This window comes from Microbispora sp. CA-135349 (assembly GCF_050947365.1).
Lineage (GTDB): Bacteria > Actinomycetota > Actinomycetes > Streptosporangiales > Streptosporangiaceae > Microbispora.
The window spans coordinates 91,531-109,566 of the sequence record NZ_CP192001.1 but is presented as its reverse complement, the minus strand read 5'-3'; the positions used below and the strand labels follow the sequence as shown (position 1 = coordinate 109,566).

Here is an 18,036-nt window from a genome sequence, read left to right as displayed (position 1 = left end):
GCGCGTGCTGCTCGACGCCCTTACCGACCACCTGGAAGGCCTCGCGGCGGAGCGGGGCGGCGTGCTGGGGGTCCTGCCCGGGCTGGTCGCCGACGACTCCCCCGGCTGGATGCCCGCCGCCGATCTCGCGCGGGAGCCGTACGAAGGTCTGCTCGCGCTGGTGGACGAGACGGCCGGACGCTGGAGCGCGCCGCGTCACGTGGCGGCGGCGCTGCTGTGGAAGACGTACGGCTACTGGCACACGATGCCGATGGCCCTGGGCTGGGGTCTCGACCGCCGGGTGCCGCTGATGCGTCTGGAGGACACGCTGGTCAGACCGTCCGCGGCCGGGGTGACGGTGGCGGCGTCGCGGGTGACCGTGGCCGTGCTCCCCGGCGACCCGCTGGCCGGGACCGAGGGGACCGTCGTCGTCCCCGACCTGGCGGCGGCCATCAAAGAGGCGCTCCTGGAGAGCCAGTATCCGTTCGTCAGGGCGCTCAGCGCCGTGACCAAGGTCGGCGAGCGCACCCTGTGGGGCTCCACCGCCGAGGCGTTCGCCCACCCGCTGCTCACGCTCGGGTCGTACGCCGAGGCGGCGCGGCTGCTCGACGAGATCGGGCCGCCGGTGGCCGGGCTGCTCGTTCCCGACGGCGACGGGTATCGCCGCCGCACGTGCTGCCTGTGGATCACGCTGCCGGACGCCGACCCCTGCTCCACCTGCTGCGTGTGCTGACCGGCCCCCGGCGGCGCGGACGTGGCGGCCGTCATCGCGTGCCCGCCGGGGGACCGGTGCTCATCGCGTCCCCAGGCTGCGAGGGGTGCCGTCGGCGATGGCCTGGAGTTTGTCCGGGTTGGCGACGTTGTGAATGGTGATGATCCGGCCGTCGGCGTCGAAGTCGAAGGTGACGGTGGCGATCACCCGGCTCCCGCCGCTGAAGACGACGCCCGGCCCGCCGTTGATCTCGACGAGTTCGGCGTTCATGTCCGCGGGCTCGACGCCCTGATAGGTGACGGTGCCGACGGCCGCGAACCAGGCGGCCACGGTCGCCGCGCCCACCACCGGGCGCAGGGCCTGACGAACCTTGCCGCCGCCGTCGGTCCACAGGGTGACATCCGGAGACAGCAACTCCATCAGGGCGTTCACGTCACCGCCGGTCGCGGCGGCGAAGAACCGCTCGGTGACCTCACGCTGCCGTGACCGGTCGGCGGCGAAGCGCGGCCGCCGGGCCCGCACATGCTCGCGGGCGCGGTGCGCGGCCTGCCGTACGGCGGTCTCCGAACGCTCGACCGCCTCCGCGATCTCGGCGTGGCTGAAGCCGAAGACCTCCTTCAGCACGAACACCGCGCGCTCCAGCGGGCTCAGCGTCTCCAGCACCACCAGCATCGCCATCGACACCGACTCGGCGTCCGCGACGGCCTCGGCGGTGTCCGCGCCGGTGAGGATCGGCTCCGGGAGCCACGGTCCCACGTAGGTCTCACGCTTGTGCCGGGTGGAGCGCAGCCGTTCCAGGGCCAGATTCGACACGATCCGCGTCAGGTACGCCTTGGGATCGGCCACCTGGGAGCGGTCGGCCGCCGACCACTTGATCCAGGCGTCCTGGACCGCGTCCTCGGCATCGGCCGCGGTGCCGAGAATGCGGTAGGCCACCGAGAACAGCAGATTCCGATGGTGTACGAACACCTGCTGACCGAGGTCGGAGGGCTCGGTCATCGCGCCTCCCCGACCCGGGTGAAGCGGCCCCCGCGGGGCCAGAACACGCCCGAGGCGGGCATCTTCTTCATGCGGCCCCACGTGGGCCAGGGTGCGGCGGTCACCGTCTCCTTGTAGCGGGCCGCGACGCGGCCGGTCAGATACAGCCGCCGGGGGCTGTCGTCGGGGTGGGTGAACTGCACGACCGCGTCATGCCGGCCCAGGCTGACCGGCGTGTGGTAGTAGCCGAACCGGAACGGCTTGGGCCGCTTGCCCTGCAACTCCCGGACGATCGACACCGCGGCGTGCACCCCGGTCGGCATGCCGCCCTGGCAGGTGCCGTGCATGACGCCGTAGCCCTGCCGGATCGCGGCCGCGTCGCCCACGGCGTACACCTCGGGGTGGGACACCGAACGCAGCGCGGCGTCGGTGACGATGCGGCCGTGTTCGTCGACGGTCAGCCCGGCGGCGGCCGCCAGCGGCGACACGCGCGTGCCGCTCGTCCACAGAACCGCGTCGGCCGCCACGCTCTCCCCGCCGGCCACCTCGACCGCGCCGGGCAGCACTTTCACCACCTCGACTCCGCTGCGGACCGTCACGCCCAGACGCGCGAGCGCGGCGTGCAGATACGCCCTGGCCTTGGGGTTCATGGCCGCGCCCGGCTCGCTGCGGCCAAGCAGCACGACGTTCAGCTCCGGATGCCGCTCGGCGATCTCCGCGGCCGACTCGACGCCGGTCAGCCCGCTGCCGACGACCGCCACCGTGCCGCCGCCGAGCCGTGACAGCCGGTCGGCCAGCAACTCGGCGTCCTGGGTGCCGTTCAGGGTGTACGCGTGGTCCTCGACGCCCGGCACCGCCGGCGTGTCGGCCACGCCGCCCAACGCGTACACCAGCGTGTCGTAGGACAGGACGCGTTCGTCGTCGATCCGCACGGTCCTGGCGTCCGCGACCACCGCCGTCACCCACCCGCGCGCGAAGTGCGCGCCCGTGCCCTCCAGCAGTTCGGGGATGCTCAGCTCGGCGAGCCGCTGCCCGGTCGCCGTCATGTGCAGCCGCAGCCGCTCGGTGAACCGCTCCTGCGCGTTCACCAGGGTCACCCGCACCTTCTCGCCCGGCTTGACCCGGCACGCGAGCTGGATCGCCGCGGACAGGCCCGCGTACCCCGCTCCCAGAACCACCACTCGGTGTGCGGCCGCCCCGCCGGCTTCATGCTGTGCGCTCATCGTTCCGCCTCCTCGTTTGACCGTTGACGACCAGCAGATGGAAGCGGCCCGGCCGTATGTGACACGCGTCCGATGTGACCCTCGCCACAGCCCCCTCACCAACCCAACCCGATGAGGCATTACCGGCCTGCGGAGTCAACACTCGCGTTGACCTGCGCGTCGCCGCAGCGAGGTCCGCTATGAGGGTCATCAAGGGGGCCGTCATCGCCCGGCTCTCGTGCGCGCCGCCAACGCCAAAGCTTGGAAGGCATGGCGGGAACCACGCTCACGGCTACCCGGCAACTGCGACCGGTGCCGGGCGGACCTCACCGGCGATCCGCGCCGGGTCGACGACCGGCAAGACCCGCTGTCCGGATCGCTGGGCACCGTCAAGCACGACGTGGCCGGTCAGAGCGAGACCCAAGCTTTTACCGGGAGGCGCTCCCTACATCCTCACCGTCAGGGCAGGGAACGGGAGAGCGCTCGTACGGGCGCGCCGTCCGCGCCACCGATGTTGAGCGGGGTGAATACGGACTCGACGCGTCTGCCGGACAGCTCGCCGAGGTTCGTCACATGCTCGGCGATGAGGACGCCCGCGCGCAGGAGCACCTGGTGCACGGGCCAGGTGAAGCCGGCCGGGCGGAGATGGACGGGGAGGTCGGGCGTCGGTGTGTCGAGGGCGATCATCTTCACGCCGCGCTCGACGAACCAGTGCGCCAGTTCCAGTGACAACGACGGGTGCTCGTCGTAGCGCGGGCTGCCGAAATACCGCCACCAGCCGGTCTCGAGCAGGACGATGTCATCTCGCTCGATGGCCTCGGCATCGACGAGGGCGTCCACTCCGAACACCTCTCGATCTCCTGCCCGGACCCGGCATACGATGCCGGGTCCGGTGAAGCGGCCGACGGGGAGATCGTCTATGGCCGGCCCACCGTCGATGAAGTGGCAGGGAGCGTCCACGTGGGTCCCGACATGCACCACCATGTCGATATGGGTGACGTTGAGCGGGTGTTCAGGCATGGACAGGAACCGTGAATAACGGGGCGCGGGGAAGGTCGGCACCCGGGGAAGGCCGTCGACGAGCCGATGGGAGAGGTCGACCCACTCGCCGACGTCGGTGCCGCTCACGTCGTCACCGTCGAATGCTCACCCTCGTGTACGGACAACACTGCCTTGTTCCGCTCCTCGTACGGGCGGACGATCTCGGTGTGGTCCGCGGCCGCGGCCAGCGTCTGACAGGCGTCCACCCATGCGGCCAGAACGCTGTCAGCGACCGGTGTGGTCACCTCGAGAGCTCGGGCCAATCCGACCGCGATGCCGACGTCCTTCTTCAGTAGGGCGGCGGTGAAGCCGGAATTGAAGGTGCGCGGAAGGACGAACCGGGGGAACTTGTGCTCAGTGGACCCGCTGCGACCGCTGCTCGTGTTCACGACGTCGAGGACGACGGCGGGATCCAGGCCGAACCGGGCGGCGACGATCAACGCCTCCGTCGAGGCGACCAGGTGAGCCGCCGACATGAGGTTGTTCAGGGCCTTCACCGCGTGCCCCGCCCCTACCGGACCCACGTGGGTCACCTGACGACCCACCGCGCGAAGGACCGGCCGCACCTCTTCCACGATCTCGCCGGGTCCGCCGACCATCACGGTGAGCGTCCCGGTCTCGGCTCCGGCGACTCCACCGCTGACGGGCGCGTCGAGGACGGTCACACCGGCGGCGCTCAGCTCGGCCGCCAATGCCTGCGTCCGCAGCGGCTCGGACGAACTCATGTCGACCAGCACGCGGAGCGCGCCCGGAGCGCGGTCACCGACGAGTTGAGCGGCGACTTTCTCCACCACCGATGACTCGGGCAGCATCAGCACGACGATCTCGCATCGATCGGCCATGCCGGGCAGGTCCTCGGCGCGAGTGGCTCCCCCTGCCAGGGCCCGGTCGACCGCATCGGCCGATGTGTCGTAGGCCTGCACCTCGGCCCCGGCGGCGAGAAGACGGGCAACCATCGGGCCGCCCATGTTGCCGAGGCCGACGAAGCCGATCGGCCCCAGCTCCCGGAGACCGGCGTCCAGATCACTCACCATCGATGCCGTCCAGCGCCACCTGGGCGTTCCGGCTCGCCTCCAACGCCGCCGGGACGCCACAGTAGATCGCGGTCTGCAGGAGGACCTCCTGGATCTCCTCGACACTGCAGCCGTTCCGAATCGCTCCCCGCACGTGCAGCTTCAGCTCGTCGGGCTTGCCCAGCGCGGTGAGCAACGCGATGTTGATCAGGCTGCGGGTCCGGAGCTCCAGGCCGGGCCGCGTCCAGATCTTGCCCCAGCAGTATTCGGTGACGAGCTCCTGCAGCGGCTGACCGAACGGGGTGGCCCGCGTCCGCGACCGGTCGACATGCTCATCGCCCAGCACTCGACGGCGTACGCGGTCGCCGGCGGCGAGCATCGTCTCCGGTTCCGGCGGAGGTGCTGAGCTGCCGTTGTGCGAGGGAGTGCTGGCGGCGGTCATGGGGGTCCTCTCGAGCGATCGGCTACCGAGTAGCGGTATTTAACCATGGTTTCAGACATCTGCAAGCAGCTATTGACCTATCAGACAGGTCTCCCTACTGTCTCTTGCAGCGTCACCCCCGGAGACGCCGATCAGAGCGTCGCGCCATCCCCGACCATGAGCGCCCCTGGGCGTCCTTCCCGCCCCGAGGTGGCGCCCGGGCTCGCCTGAGAGGACATAGACAATGCCGACCCCTGCCCCGAAGCGACGGGCGCCCCGTCGCGTCCCGAGATCCAGCCGCGGAGCGACCCACCCGCGCCGCCTGGCGTGGCTGGCCGTCGTGGGATCCGGAGCACTCCTGCTGAGTGCGTGCGGTGGTGTCGCGAACCAGAGTGCGAGCGCCGGCGCGAACTCCGGCGACTGCCGCGACGAGATCGTGATCGGCGCGCCGTACCCGCTCTCCGGTCCGCTCGCGGAGTTCGGCACGAACTCGCTGCAGGGGATGCGGGTGGCCGCCGACGAGGTCAACGCGTCCGGCGGGATCGCCTCGCTCGGGGGAGCGAAGCTCAAGGTGGTACAGGAGGACACGAGCAGCAGCGACGTCGCGCAGGCGAAGAGCGCGGCGACGAAGTCGATCAAGAGCGACCACGCTGTCGCGCTGGTCGGCGCGTGGTTCAGCAACTTGACCACGACGGTCTCGACGGTCGCCCAGGAGGCTCGCGTGCCCTTGGTTACGCAGGCCTGGGCAGACTCGCTGTCCCAGCGCAAGTACGAGTACTACTTCCAGCCGCCGCCGAAGTCGTCGCAGATCGGCGGTGCCGCGACGTCGGATGTGCTGGCCGCGGCGCGGGCCGCGGGCCACAAGTTCACCCGGATCGCCGCTGTCGGGCCGAACGACACCGCGAACACGCAGCAGATCACGACCGCCATCCAGGCTTTCAAGGCCGCTGGCGTCACCGCGAAGGATCCCGAGTTCTACCAGCCCGGTATCGCCGACGCGACACCGATCGTGAACCGCATCGTCGAGCAGAACCCGGACCTCGTGCTCATGTCCGGCCCGCCGGCCGACGTGACCCTGATCATCAAGGGACTGCGCGCCAGGGGGCTCCACGCTCCCATCCTGGGATTCGGCGGTGCCTTCGTGGCGCCGAGCCTGGGCAAGACGCTCGGTGACGACGTGAACGGCCTGATGGCGGTCGGGGCGTGGAACGACGACCTGCCACTCGACGGAGTCGCGCAAGCGAGCGCGGCCTACAAGAAGCAGTTCAACGCCCCGTTCATGCCCATGGAGGCGGGGGAGTCCTGGGTGAACGTGCACCTGATCGCCGAGGCCATGAACCAGGCCAAGACCTGTGACCCGGACAAGATCGCGTCTCAGCTCCATTCGATGCACGTCACGTCCGGCCCGGCGGCCGCGATGCCCGGCGGTGAGGTGTCGTTCGATCAGGACGGCACGAACCCGCACGCCGTCCCGGTGCTCACGCAGTGGACGGACGGGGTGCCGAAGACGGTGTGGCCGCAGAAGTACGCGACGGTGCAACTGACCCTGGGCGCGCGATGACCGAGGCAACGTGTCGGACCCGCGGGGAGGTGCGTCGATGAGCACCCTTCTGCAGGTCCTCGTCTCCGGTGTCTTGGTGGGCGGCCTCTACGGGGTGATCAGCAGCGGGCTGTCGCTGAGTTTCGGAATCACCCGGATCGTGAACTTCGCCCACGCGGACTTCGTGACGATCGGGATGTATCTCAGCGTGGTCGCGGTCAGCGCGCTCGGATCGTTCGGGCTGTTCCTCACCCCGGTGTTCGGTCTCGCCATCGGCCTGCTGGGCGTGCTGGTCTACCTGCTGCTGCTGCGTCGGACCGCGGTCGGCGCGACGACCGAGGACGAAGCGCACCTGCCCCAGATCGTGATCACGGCGGCTCTCGGCATCTTCATCCAGTCGCTGTTGCTCGCCGTGTTCACCTCTACCGACCGCAGCGTCAACACCGTCCTGGACGGCGCGTGGCGGGTGGGAGGGCTGTCCCTGTCCAAGGCGCAGGTGGTCGCCTTCGTGATCGCCGCTGTGGCCTTCGCCGTTCTCGATCTGGTCGTGAACCGGACGGAGTTCGGGCGAGGATTGCGAGCGGTCGTGGACGACGCCGACGCCGCGGCGATGGTCGGGGTGAACCGTCGGCGGGTCTTCTCGATCAGCATCGGGATCGGCGTCAGCCTCGCCGGCCTGGCGGGTGGCCTGCTTGCCACCTATCAGACCGTCAACCCGACGACCGGGTTCGGCTATCTCGCGCTTGCCTTCGTGACGGTCGTCCTCGGCGGCCTCGGCAGCATCCGGGGTGCCTTCATCGCCGGCATGGTCATCGGCGTCGTCCAGCAGGCGACGGCCACCTACGTGGCGCTCGACCTGCAGAACCAGGCGGTGTGGATCGGCTTCCTGGTCGTCCTGCTGGTGCGACCTCTGGGGCTCTTCGGAAAGCGGGTGATGACGTGAACCTGGTGCGCTCAGCACCCGGCCGACCAGCCTTGATCGCGCTGGCGGTGCTGCTCGTGGGCTGGTCACTGCCGTTCTGGCTCATCCAGACGCAGTTCATCCTCGTGGTGGCGATCTCCGCGGCCGTGTGGGCCATCGCCGCACAAGGGTGGAACATCGCCGGTGGCTACGGCGGCCTGCTCTCCTTCGGGCACTCGGTCTACTTCGGGATCGGCGCCTACACGACGGCATTGCTCACCATCCACTTCGGCCTCACCCCCTGGGTGGGCATGCTGGTGGGAGCGCTCGCCGCGGCGATCGCCGGGGCGATCACGACGTTCCCGGCCCTCCGCCTCAAGGGCACCTACTTCACGCTCGCGACGTTCGTCCTCACTCTGCTCTTCGCCGATTTCGCCACACACTTCCGGGACTTCACCGGCGGCGATGTCGGCCTGAGCATCCCCTTCCTGCGCGACGCCCCCGAGATGTTCCAGTTCGACTCGGCACTCACCCTGTACTACGTGGTGGTCGCCATCCTCGCGGTGGTGACGCTGATCGTCGGCCTGCTCGCCGCGAGCAAGCTCGGCCTGTTCCTGCGTGCCAGCCGGGACGATCCCGATGCGGCTCGGGCGGCAGGCGTGGACGTGACCCGTGTCCGCCTCGTCGGGCTGTCGCTGAGCGCGGCGGTCACCGGGGTGGCCGGTGGCGTCATGCTGCAGTCCCTGCGGGCCATCGACCCCGTGACGGGATTCGGCGCCAACACGGCGTTCGTCATCGCCCTGGTGGCTCTCACCGGTGGGCGGGGAACCGTGGTCGGTCCGATCGTCGGCGCCGCCGTCCTCATCCCCGTGCAGCAGATCCTGTCCGCGCAGTTGTCCTCGGCTCCCCCGGGGCTGTCGGGTATGGCCTACGCGGTCGTCGTGGCCGCCGTGATGCTCGTCGAACGACGAGGTCTCGTCTTCCTCATCGCTCGACTGGCGCGAGCGGTCACCGCCGCCGTCCGGGCGCGCCGGCCGCACCGACCTGGCGGGAGTCCGGCCGGCGGTGGCGACGCCGCGCAAGCGGCCACCGTGCCCGCACAGGAAATCCCCGAACAGCAGAGGAGCGGATCGTGAGCGCCAGCCGTGAGAACGTCCGGACTGGTCCCGACGGGGAGCCGGGTCTGCTACGGATCACCGGTGCCTGCGTGACGTTCGGGGGACTGCGAGCGGTGGACGACGTCTCGCTGGAGGTCGGCAGCGGCGAGATCGTCGGCCTCGTCGGTCCGAACGGAGCCGGCAAGAGCACTCTGTTCGGCGCGATCGCCGGAGCGGTCCGGCTCAGTGGTGGGTCCATCGAGTTCGCCGGGCGCGACGTCACCGGGCACGGAGCTCAGCGCATGTCGACCTGGGGCGTCGCCCGGACCTTCCAGAAGGTCAGGTTGTTCCCCACCATGACGGCCGAGGAGAACGTGCTGGTCGCCGCACGCGCGCACCACCGGAATGCTCGCGAGGCCCACGAGGCGGTCGCCGCCGCGCTCGACATGGCCGGCTTCACCCTGGACCCGGCGACTCCCGCCACGGCCCTGGCCCTGGCGGACCGCAAGCGCGTCGAGATCGCTCGTGCGGTCGCCGCCCGCCCCCGGCTGCTGCTGCTGGACGAGATGCTCAACGGGCTCACACGCCAGGAGACCGACGCTCTCGTGGCCGCGGTCGCGAAGCTTCCGGCGGCGGGGATCACCGTGATGCTCGTCGAACACGTGCTGCACGTCGTACGCAGCCTGTGCGATCGCCTGGCCGTGCTGCACCACGGCAAGCTGATCGCGGCGGGCGACCCCGCCGACGTGCTCGCGCGGGACGAGGTCATCGAGGCATGGCTCGGACGAGCCCACGCGGAAGGAGCGCGCTGATGCTCGAGGTCCGGAATCTGTCGGCTCGATACGGCGACAGCCACGTGCTCGACGACGTCTCCTTCGCCGTCGCCGATGGTGACTTCTTCGGGATCCTGGGGCCGAACGGAGCGGGTAAGACCACCATCCTCCGAGCCCTGGCGGGGCTGACCCCACCAGACGCCACCGGCCACGTGCGGTGGAACGACATCGATCTGGCCGCCGAACCCGCGCACCGCAGGCCGGCGCTGGGAGTGGCCCACGTCCCCGAGGGGCGGCGCATGTTCTCGTCGCTCACGGTCGAAGAGAACCTGCTCATGGGGGCCTACCGGCGGGGCAAGGCGTGGCAGAGCCGCAACCTCGACCGCGTCCTGGAGACCTTCCCGGAACTGGCCGACCGTCGCGACCAGCAGGCTGGCAGCCTGTCGGGAGGCCAGCAGCAGATGGTGGCCATCGGACGCGCGCTGATGGCGGAGCCGCGGCTGCTGCTGCTCGACGAGCCCTCTCTCGGGCTGGCGCCCGTCGTGGTCGCGCGGGTGTTCGAACTGCTCACCACTCTTCACCAGGCGGACGGCGATCTCACGATCGTCCTGGTCGAACAGAACGCATTGGAGGCGATCCCCCTGCTCACCCGTGGCTGCGTGATCGAGCGCGGCAGCGTCGTCATGGCCGGAACCCGCGCCGAACTCGAGGCGTCGCCGGCCGTTGCCCAGGCCTACTTCGGAGCTGCCTCATGAGCGCCCCGTCGTCCCGCGCCACACCGCTGCGCGGCCGGACGGCGCTGGTCACCGGCGGGGGAAGCGGCATCGGTCAAGCCATCTGCGCTCACTTCGCCGCCGCGGGCGCAGCTGTCGCGGTGCTCGACCGGGACGGTAAGGCCGCGGCACGGACCTCCGACCAACTGGCCCGCTCCGGAGCCGTGAGCTGCGCCGTGACGCTGGACATCTCCCAGATCGAGCGAATCGACGCGGCGCTCGACGAGGTGGAGGCGGCACTGGGCATCCCGGACGTGGTCGTGAACAACGCCGGTGTCGGCGTGCACGCCGACTTCCTCGACGTGACTCCCGAGCTCTGGGACCAGACGCACTCCATCAACGCCCGGGGCACGTTTTTCATGACCCAGCGCACGGCCGCGCGTCTTGTGGCCCAGGGGCGGCCGGGTTCCATCATCAACGTGACCTCCGTCGTCGCGGAGCGGGTCTGGCTGCCCAGCACGGCCTACGCGGCGAGCAAGTCCGCGGTCCGCACCTTCACCGAGTACGCGGCCGCCGAACTCGGCCCGGCGGGTATCCGCGTGAACGCGCTCTGCCCCGGGCCGACCGATACCCCACTATCCGCTCCCCGCTACCAGGACCCCGACTATCGGGCCGGGCTGCTGGCGGTCGTGCCGCTCCGGCGCATCGGAACCGTTGACGACCTGGCCCGGGCGGCGGTGTTCCTCGCCAGCGACGAATCGGCGTTCACCACCGGCAGCACCGTCTACGTCGATGGTGGAAGGCGGGTCGGGTGACCGGCACTCTTCGGCTGCTCACCGACACCGGCGCCCGCGCCGGGGTAGGCGTCCCGCCGTCGGTCGGCTCCACTGGACCGATGCACGTCGCGCGCACCGGGGATGACGAGGTGACCCTCTGCCGCTCGACGGGTCTGGCCGGCTCGGAGGTGGTCCTGGCCGATGCGCTGCTCGACCGCATCGACCGCAGCCGCTCACGGCCAGGACTGGGAGAGAGCCATGCCCCTGTTCGATGACGAGGACTCCGCTGGACCAGCTGCGGCCGGCGCGGACGGGCCGCCGATCCCGGCGATGCAGGTCCGGCGACACGCGCCGATCCGGGAACAGGTTGCCGCGATCCTCCGCCAGGCGATCGTCGACCTGCGTCTTCAACCGGGCCAGGTGTTGATCGAACGTGAGCTGTGTGAGATGACATCCGCCAGCCGCCCATCGGTTCGCGAGGCCCTCCGGCAGCTCGAGGCGGAGGGGCTCGTCGAGTCGGTCAACGGCCGGGGCACGATCGTGCGGGCGATCACCCCGGAGGAAGCGCAACAGGTCTACGTCGTTCGCGCCAACCTCGAGGGGCTCGCCGCTCGCCTCTTCGCCGAACGGGCCGGGAGCGCCCTGCGCCACGACCTGCGCGCCGCGATGGCACACCTGACGGAGAGCACCCACCGCGGCGCCTCCTCTACGAGCCTGATGGCCGCCAAGAACCTGCTCTACGACATCCTCTTCGAGGGCGCCGGGAACGAGGTTCTGCACCAGCTGGTGCGGATCCTGCACCACCGGGTGACGCAGTTGCGAAGGCTCACGCTGGCTCAGCCCGGTCGTCCGGCTCAGAGCGCACGGGAGCTTCAGGAGATCGTCGACGCGATCGAGCACCGGGACGGCGAGGCCGCCGATGCCGCCGCCGTCCGGCATGTCCAGGCTGCCGCCGCGGTCGTGCTCGGCGTCCTGCTCGAGTCATCGTCCACCGCGCTTGACTCCCCACCCACCCCCAGGCCCTAGACACGACCTAGAGGAGTGGCGATCGCTGCGCCCGCCTCACGTCCACCCCGTGCACGCCCACCCCTAAAGCACATTCCGGGCAGCGCGCAGCAACCGGAATCGCGTAAGAGAAAGAGGTAACGATGGTCATCCCCACGCCGAAGCCGAGGCGGTTTCCGACGCTCCCGCGACGAGCCGGCGCGGAGGAGCGGTGAGTCCCGCGTCCAGTGCCGGGGCCGCGCTTGTCACTGGTGCGGGCCGCGGGATCGGCAGGGCGACCGCCGAGCGTCTCGCCCGCGACGGTCTGCGGGTGGTCGTGGCCGACCGGGATGAGGAGTCGGCCGCCCGGGTCAGTGAGGGCATCACATCTGGAGGCGGATGTGCCGAGGCGCTCTGCCTCGACGTGACCGATCGCGACGCCGTCCGCGGAGCCGTCCAGGACGTCGTGACGCGCCACGGGCGACTTGCCGTCGTCGTGAACAACGCCATGTGGATCCGGTACAAGCCCTTCCTCGATTTCACCGAGGACGACATCGACGGCATGCTGGCCGTCGGTCTCAAGGCCGTGTTCTGGACCATGCAGGCGGCCATCGCCGCCATGTCCGAGCAGGGCGGCGGCGTCATCGTCAACGTGTCGTCGCCGGCGGCGTGGCGGGGAATGCCGGGCACGGCCGTCTACTCGGCGGTGAAGGGTGCCGTCACCAGCCTCACCCGGCAAGCCTCACGCGAGCTCGGACCGCTCGGTATCCGCGTGAACGCGGTCGTCCCCGGAGCCATCCCGACGGAAGGGGCACGACAGATCGTCGACGAGGCCGGCTACGACCTCCGTCGCCAGATGACACCGCTGGCGCGACTTGGCTCCCCCGAGGAGATCGCCGCCGGCATCGCCTGGCTGGCGTCCGAGGACGCCTCCTACGTCACCGGCCACCTCCTCGCGGTGGACGGCGGCATCCTCGCCTCCTGATCCCGGCCGGGCGGGACCGCGAGTTCCGCTGAACGGGTCGTACGGATCAACACCACCGCAAGAAGGAGTGAACATTATGGCGATCACCAAGGGCGCGGCTGCCGCCGGGATGTCAGAGGAGCGGCTGGCCCGTCTCGAGGAGGTGGTACAGGCCGACCTCGAATCCGGGCTCTACCACGGCGCCTCAATCCAGGTCGCCCGGCACGGAGAACTGGCCTTGGACCTGGTGGCAGGCCACGCTGACGAGGGCAAGACGCAACGGCTCGAGAGCGACACCGTCTTCACGATTTTCTCGGTGACGAAGACGTTCATCAACATCCTCGCCCTGCGTGCCGTAGAGCTGGGGCAGTTCGCCCTGACGACCCCGATGGTGGAGATCATTCCGGAGTTCTCCGGCGCTCCACGAGAGCGTGCCACGATCTTCCACTTCCTCACGCACACGGCCGGGCTACCGGGGGTGTGGGAGGTCAGGACCGGGATGCCGATGGACCGACTCGGTGACATCGTCGCCGCGGTCTGCGAGAACCTGCACGGGGTGGTCGAGCCGGGGTCCAGGTGCGACTACTCGCCCATGGTCAACCACGCGCTCCTCGGTGAGGTCCTGCGCCGGACCGATCCGAAGAAGCGGACCATCAACGAGATCCTCGACGAGGACCTGTTCCAGCCCCTCGCGATGTCTGACACGGCCCTCGGCATCAAGCCGCACATGCGAGAGCGGCATGCCTTCCCCGACCTGCGCGGCAACCTGGCGGTCCGGCACACGTCCTCCACGACGCCGGGGGACCAGGGGCTCTTCGCCTCCGAGTCCAACGAGGCGACCTGGGTCGGGGCGGCGTCGACGACCCGTGATCTCATGCGGCTGGCGGAGATGCTGAGGAATGGTGGCAGCCTCGACGGGGCGCGTATCCTGTCCCCGCGCATGATCCAGATGGCGCGCCAGAACTGGACCGGCGAGCTGCCCAACGAGATCTACCGAGCGGTTGCCCTGCGGCACGGTTACACCCCGCCGCCGGCCAACCTGGGCCTCGGGTTCACGGTGCGCGGCCACGGGGTGGTGCGCCACATCTTCGGCACGATGACCTCACCCGAGACGTTCGGGAACTTCGGCTTCGGCAGCAGTATCTACTGGGTCGATCCGGACCTCGACCTGACCTTCGTCGCGCTGACGACGGGGCTGCTGGGACAGGCAGCCAACATCGATCGCTTCCAGCGGCTGGCCGATCTCGTCGTCGGCGCTGCCGTGTAGCAGCCCGGTCAGGATCCTCACTCAGGGTGAGGTCGGGCCACCGCGGGCGGTGGCCCGGCCTCACCCTGAGCGGCCATCCCGAGAACGTGCGCTGTCGGGCCGCCCGCTCGCCCGAGCGAAGCTGCCGTCTTATAACCAACCAGGCGCAAAGTTTCGGATAGATTCGGGTCATGTGGGAGATGCAGGTCCAACGCCATGCCCCCATTCGCGAGCAGGTTGCGGCTATTCTCCGGCAGGCCATTGTCGACATGCGACTCAAGCCTGGCCAGCTGCTCATCGAACGGGAACTCTGCGAGCTGACCTCGGCGAGCCGCCCGTCGGTGCGCGAGGCGCTCCGGCAATTGCAGGCCGAGGGTCTGGTCGAGTCCGTGAACGGCCGCGGAACCATCGTCAGCGTGGTCACCCCGGGCCAGGCACGCCAGGTGTACGAGGTGCGGGCCAACCTGGAGGGTCTGGCGGCCCGCCTCTTCACCCAGTACGCGTCGGACGAACAGCGCGAAGCTCTACGCACCGTCATGGCGGCGTTGTCCGAGTCGGTCAGTCGCGAGGACGAGCCCGCCGCGATCATGGCCGTGAAGAACAGGTTCTACGACGTCCTCTTCGAGGGGTCGAGGAACGAGGTGCTGCAGCAACTCGTGCAGAGCCTGCATCGGCGTGTGACCCAACTGCGGGCTCGGACCCTGGCGTCTGCAGGGCGCCCCGCCCAGAGTGCAGCCGAGATCAAGGCGATCGTCGATGCCATCGAGGCGCGCGACGCGGACATGGCTGATCTCGCCGCTCGACGCCATGTCCTGGCCGCGGCGGCCGTGATCCTCGGCAGCGGTACGGAGTCGATCGCCGACACCACCGCTTAGTACTCCAGCCGTAGATCGGGATCTTGCTGGTAGGCGGGTGTATAGACGCGTACGGCAGCCCCTCTGCCGGCGGCGGCCGGGTGAGCGACGCGAAGGAGTACTACTTTCGTCAGGGGTGGTCGTGGCGGATCGCCGGATCTTTTCCGGGCTCCCGGTTTCTAGCGTTTCTTTGCATGAAACGAAAGCTCACCGGCCTGGCAGCGGCCACGTTCCTGGCTCTCTCCCCTCTGGTCGTGTCTCCTCCCGCGTCCGCCGTCGTGCCCCACGCGGCGGAGGAGCCGTCCGCGGCGGCCATCGACGCCTACCTCGCCGAGTCCATGGAATCCACCGCACTGCCGGGGATGTCCGTCGTCGTCACCCATAACGGCAAAATCGTGCACGCGGCCGGATACGGGCAGGACTCGGCGGGCCGGCCGATCACGGCGGAGACTCCCATGCGCGTCGCCTCGGTCAGCAAGTCGTTCACCGCCATGGCCGTCATGACGCTGGTCGAGGACGGCAGGATCTCGCTGGACGAGCCGGTCGCCCGGCAACTGCCCGAGTTTCGCATGACCGACCCGCGGGCCCGCGCCATCACGGTTCGGCACCTGCTGAACCAGACGTCGGGCATCTCCGACGCAACGGTCGACCTCGGCGCGGCGGAGTCCGCGACGACCCTCGCCGGATATGTGGCCGCGCTGGGCACCGGCACCCTGGCCGCCGACCCCGGCACGCGGTGGGCGTACTGCAACGCCAATTATGAGGTGGCCGCGCGGCTGGTCGAGGTTGCCAGCGGCATGCGCTTCGGCGAGTACATGAAGCAGCGCGTCTTCGGGCCTCTCGGCATGACCGGCAGCGCCGTCGGCGACCAGGTGGTCACGCCGTCCAGCGGATTCAACTCGCTGTTCGGGGCGTGGGTGCCGCGCACGGAGCTGCGCGACTTCCTCTACGGCGGCGGCGCCGGGGGCGTCATCACCGACGCGGCCGACATGGGCAGGTGGCTGATCAGCCAGACCGGTCAGGGCCGGCAGATCGTGAGGCCGCAGAGCCTGCAGATCATGCACACCTCCTCGGGCGTACGCGACTACGGGATGGGCTGGGGCACGGAGACGGTGAACGGCACCGAGCTGCTCGTGCACTCCGGCAACCTGTTCACGTACACGGCCGTGGAGGCGATCGCCCCGGACACGGGGTACGGCTTCGCCGTCATGACCAACAGCGCCGGCCTCTACGACGACACCTACGACGTGCTCACCGGGCTCGTGGCGATGACCCAGGGCAGGGCTCCGGAGACGCCGGGCGGAGGCCGGCAGTGGACCGAACTGATCCTTGGCCTGATCACGCTGGCCGCGGCGGGGCTGGGTGTGCTGGGCGTGCTGCGGTCGCGCCGCTGGGCGGATCGGCGCGCCGGAAGAGCCGGGTGGCGGATCAGGCTGCGCATGGTTCCGGTGCTGCTGCCGGTGCCGCTGCTCGCGCTGTATCCGGCGCTGATCACGTTCCTCATGAACGGCCGCACCGTCACCTGGGCGCAACTCACCTACTACGCCGCGCCGCTGACGATCGCCTTCGCCGTCGCGGCCGTCGCGGGCGCGGTCACCACCGTGTTCCGACTGCTCAGGATCAGATCGATAGTCTCGTCACGATGAGAAACCGTGCGATCCTGGCGGTTATCGCCGAGATCGGCGTCGTCAACGGGCTGTATCTCGACGACGTCCCGGCCTGGCGGCAGCTGCTGTTCGTCATACTGACCGTCGCCGCCTACCTCCATGGACGTCACCTGCGCGGACGACGTGACTGGCTGGTGCTGATCGTCGCCGCGGTCCCCGGGGCCGTCTATGTCGTGCCGGACTTCTGGAACGGCGCGACCGCGCTGCTGGCCCTCGGGATCTTCGTGGTGCTGCCGTGGCTGGCCGGTCTCTTCCGGCGGCAGCAGGCAGAGCTGGTGCTGGCGGGCCGGGAACGGGTCGCCCAGCTCGAACGCGAACAGGAGCTGATCGCGGAGCGCGCCAGGCTCCGCGAACGCGCCCGCATCGCCGCCGACATGCACGACTCGCTCGGTCACGAGCTGGCGCTGATCGCGCTGCGCGCGGGGGCGCTGGAACTGGCCGCCGACATGACCGGACGGAACCGGGAGGCGGCGGCGCAGCTGCGGGCGTCCGCGGTCACCGCGACCGACCGGCTCCGCCGTACCGTCGGAGTGCTGCGCGAGACCGCCGCCACGGGCGGCGACACCGCGAGCCGGGTGCCCACCGAGCCGCCCGACGAGACCGTCGAGGCGCTGGTGGATCGGGCACGCGACGCCGGGATGGCGGTGGAGCTCCGATACGACGGAGAGCGCCCAGACCTGCCGCCACTGGTGGACAGGGCCGTGCACCGGGTGGTGCAGGAATCGTTGACCAACGCCGCCCGGCACGCCCCCGGCGCCGACGTGCTCGTCCACATCGAGCGGAGCGAGGAGGCGGTCGCGGTCACGGTCCGCAACTCCGCGGCTCGCGCCGAGCCCGGGCCGGCGGGCGGCGGAAGCGGCCTGGCCGGTCTGCGCGAGCGGGCGCGCCTGCTCGGCGGCGCGCTGCGCGCCGGGCCGCACGACGGCGGTTTCGCCGTCACGGCACGCTTCCCGCACCGCCCCGAAGAGGGCCGTCCTGAAGGAGGACGCCCTGGCGGCTCCGAGGAAGGCGGCTCTGAGGGAGACGGCCGTCCGGAAGGGCCGGATTGGGATTCAAGCGGCCGGGGTGAAAACGAGCGGGGCCAAAATGGCCGTGGGTGAAAGCGGCCGGGGTCAAAGCGGCCGGGGTCAAAGCGGTCGGGGTCAAAGCGGCCGGGGTGGCAGCGCGGGGCAGGG

19 protein-coding genes are annotated in these 18,036 nt (G+C 70.1%); 14 read left to right on the top strand and 5 right to left on the bottom strand.

The window, feature by feature from the left end:
- Positions 1 to 4 precede the first annotated feature (4 nt).
- A complete protein-coding gene (locus tag ACQPZZ_RS00495) occupies positions 5 to 712 on the top strand; it encodes a hypothetical protein (protein ID WP_432927884.1) in 708 nt (235 codons plus the stop codon).
- Positions 713 to 772: 60 nt separating this feature from the next.
- On the opposite strand, the gene ACQPZZ_RS00490 is transcribed toward ACQPZZ_RS00495, so the two are convergent.
- The 5 genes from ACQPZZ_RS00490 to ACQPZZ_RS00470 all read right to left on the bottom strand — a co-directional run bounded on the left by ACQPZZ_RS00490 (position 773) and on the right by ACQPZZ_RS00470 (position 5,367).
- The gene (locus ACQPZZ_RS00490) at positions 773 to 1,690 is read right to left on the bottom strand and encodes an RNA polymerase sigma-70 factor (RefSeq protein WP_432927882.1); all 918 of its coding nucleotides are present in this window, start codon (positions 1,688 to 1,690) and stop codon (positions 773 to 775) included.
- Positions 1,687 to 2,892 carry an NAD(P)/FAD-dependent oxidoreductase gene (locus tag ACQPZZ_RS00485; protein WP_432927880.1) on the bottom strand — a complete coding sequence of 402 codons (1,206 nt, stop codon included), beginning with the start codon at positions 2,890 to 2,892 and terminating at the stop codon, positions 1,687 to 1,689. The genes ACQPZZ_RS00490 and ACQPZZ_RS00485 overlap by 4 nt, the downstream gene beginning before the upstream one ends.
- Before the next feature lie 438 nt (positions 2,893 to 3,330).
- Positions 3,331 to 3,999, bottom strand: a complete 669-nt coding sequence (locus ACQPZZ_RS00480; protein WP_432927878.1) for a cyclase family protein — start codon at positions 3,997 to 3,999, stop codon at positions 3,331 to 3,333.
- Positions 3,996 to 4,946 carry an NAD(P)-dependent oxidoreductase gene (locus ACQPZZ_RS00475; RefSeq protein ID WP_432927876.1) on the bottom strand — a complete coding sequence of 317 codons (951 nt, stop codon included), beginning with the start codon at positions 4,944 to 4,946 and terminating at the stop codon, positions 3,996 to 3,998. Before ACQPZZ_RS00475 ends, ACQPZZ_RS00480 begins: the two co-directional genes overlap by 4 nt.
- Complete coding sequence (locus ACQPZZ_RS00470; RefSeq protein ID WP_432927874.1) at positions 4,936 to 5,367, bottom strand: carboxymuconolactone decarboxylase family protein; 432 nt, start codon at positions 5,365 to 5,367, stop codon at positions 4,936 to 4,938. Before ACQPZZ_RS00470 ends, ACQPZZ_RS00475 begins: the two co-directional genes overlap by 11 nt.
- 319 nt (positions 5,368 to 5,686) lie before the next feature.
- Between ACQPZZ_RS00470 and ACQPZZ_RS00465 the strand changes: the two genes are divergently transcribed.
- From ACQPZZ_RS00465 to ACQPZZ_RS00405, 13 genes are all read left to right on the top strand, one after another.
- Complete coding sequence (locus ACQPZZ_RS00465) at positions 5,687 to 6,907, top strand: ABC transporter substrate-binding protein (RefSeq protein WP_432927872.1); 1,221 nt, start codon at positions 5,687 to 5,689, stop codon at positions 6,905 to 6,907.
- 37 nt (positions 6,908 to 6,944) lie between these two features.
- On the top strand, positions 6,945 to 7,829 hold the full coding sequence (locus ACQPZZ_RS00460) for a branched-chain amino acid ABC transporter permease (protein WP_363635814.1): 885 nt from the start codon (positions 6,945 to 6,947) through the stop codon (positions 7,827 to 7,829).
- Between the two features lie 5 nt (positions 7,830 to 7,834).
- Positions 7,835 to 8,923, top strand: coding sequence for a branched-chain amino acid ABC transporter permease (locus ACQPZZ_RS00455; protein ID WP_432927868.1), 1,089 nt, complete (start codon positions 7,835 to 7,837; stop codon positions 8,921 to 8,923).
- Complete coding sequence (locus ACQPZZ_RS00450) at positions 8,920 to 9,696, top strand: ABC transporter ATP-binding protein (protein WP_432927866.1); 777 nt, start codon at positions 8,920 to 8,922, stop codon at positions 9,694 to 9,696. The genes ACQPZZ_RS00455 and ACQPZZ_RS00450 overlap by 4 nt, the downstream gene beginning before the upstream one ends.
- A complete protein-coding gene (locus ACQPZZ_RS00445) occupies positions 9,696 to 10,412 on the top strand; it encodes an ABC transporter ATP-binding protein (protein WP_142650063.1) in 717 nt (238 codons plus the stop codon). The genes ACQPZZ_RS00450 and ACQPZZ_RS00445 overlap by 1 nt, the downstream gene beginning before the upstream one ends.
- The gene (locus ACQPZZ_RS00440; protein ID WP_432927863.1) at positions 10,409 to 11,185 is read left to right on the top strand and encodes an SDR family NAD(P)-dependent oxidoreductase; all 777 of its coding nucleotides are present in this window, start codon (positions 10,409 to 10,411) and stop codon (positions 11,183 to 11,185) included. The genes ACQPZZ_RS00445 and ACQPZZ_RS00440 overlap by 4 nt, the downstream gene beginning before the upstream one ends.
- Entirely contained in the window at positions 11,182 to 11,421 is a 240-nt protein-coding gene (locus ACQPZZ_RS00435) for a hypothetical protein (protein ID WP_432927861.1), read from the top strand. Before ACQPZZ_RS00440 ends, ACQPZZ_RS00435 begins: the two co-directional genes overlap by 4 nt.
- On the top strand, positions 11,405 to 12,172 hold the full coding sequence (locus ACQPZZ_RS00430) for a GntR family transcriptional regulator (RefSeq protein ID WP_432927859.1): 768 nt from the start codon (positions 11,405 to 11,407) through the stop codon (positions 12,170 to 12,172). Before ACQPZZ_RS00435 ends, ACQPZZ_RS00430 begins: the two co-directional genes overlap by 17 nt.
- Before the next feature lie 190 nt (positions 12,173 to 12,362).
- Positions 12,363 to 13,115, top strand: coding sequence for an SDR family NAD(P)-dependent oxidoreductase (locus ACQPZZ_RS00425; protein WP_432927857.1), 753 nt, complete (start codon positions 12,363 to 12,365; stop codon positions 13,113 to 13,115).
- 76 nt (positions 13,116 to 13,191) lie between these two features.
- The gene (locus tag ACQPZZ_RS00420) at positions 13,192 to 14,361 is read left to right on the top strand and encodes a serine hydrolase domain-containing protein (protein WP_432927855.1); all 1,170 of its coding nucleotides are present in this window, start codon (positions 13,192 to 13,194) and stop codon (positions 14,359 to 14,361) included.
- A 170-nt stretch (positions 14,362 to 14,531) separates the two neighbouring features.
- Positions 14,532 to 15,215 carry a GntR family transcriptional regulator gene (locus tag ACQPZZ_RS00415; RefSeq protein ID WP_432927853.1) on the top strand — a complete coding sequence of 228 codons (684 nt, stop codon included), beginning with the start codon at positions 14,532 to 14,534 and terminating at the stop codon, positions 15,213 to 15,215.
- Positions 15,216 to 15,388: 173 nt separating this feature from the next.
- Complete coding sequence (locus tag ACQPZZ_RS00410) at positions 15,389 to 16,840, top strand: serine hydrolase domain-containing protein (RefSeq protein ID WP_432927851.1); 1,452 nt, start codon at positions 15,389 to 15,391, stop codon at positions 16,838 to 16,840.
- Positions 16,837 to 17,961 (top strand): sensor histidine kinase, encoded by a 1,125-nt coding sequence (locus ACQPZZ_RS00405; RefSeq protein ID WP_432927849.1) that lies wholly within the window; start codon positions 16,837 to 16,839, stop codon positions 17,959 to 17,961. Before ACQPZZ_RS00410 ends, ACQPZZ_RS00405 begins: the two co-directional genes overlap by 4 nt.
- Positions 17,962 to 18,036 lie beyond the last annotated feature (75 nt).